The sequence below is a fragment of the Mesorhizobium sp. M8A.F.Ca.ET.208.01.1.1 genome, assembly GCF_004791315.1.
GTDB lineage: Bacteria > Pseudomonadota > Alphaproteobacteria > Rhizobiales > Rhizobiaceae > Mesorhizobium.
This window is the reverse complement of record NZ_SRUT01000231.1, coordinates 1-320: the sequence shown is the minus strand read 5'-3', so window position 1 is coordinate 320 and position 320 is coordinate 1. Positions and strand designations below refer to the sequence as shown.

The 320-nt window shown below is 62.5% G+C and carries 1 protein-coding gene; it reads right to left on the bottom strand.

Features of this window, described 5'->3' with window-relative positions; translation table 11 throughout:
• Positions 1-320 (bottom strand): LysR substrate-binding domain-containing protein (locus EN851_RS35055; protein WP_245520901.1); only part of this gene is annotated, 320 nt, incomplete at both ends.

Sequence of the window (320 nt, the reverse complement as noted above, 5' to 3'; positions counted from 1 at the left end):
GGCGCGGTTGGCGACGGCAAAGCCCATGCCGGCATTGGCGGCTTCGTAGGACATCATGCAGCTATCGAAATAGACGCTCCTGGTCTCGCCCAGCACGAAGCTTGCCCCGGCAAAGCCCAGCCACGACTGCCAGTTCTGGGTGCAGGTGTCGGAGTGGAGCAGCGTGAAATGCCTGAGATCGTCCGGCGTGACCTTCGACAGCGGCTTGTCGCCGAGGATCTCGTGGAAGAGTTTGCGACTGCACACCGGCGTCAAATCTTCCTTGAACAGCAGGTCCGCCTGCAGGCCGGGGAAGCTGCCGTCGCCGTAACGGATCTCCA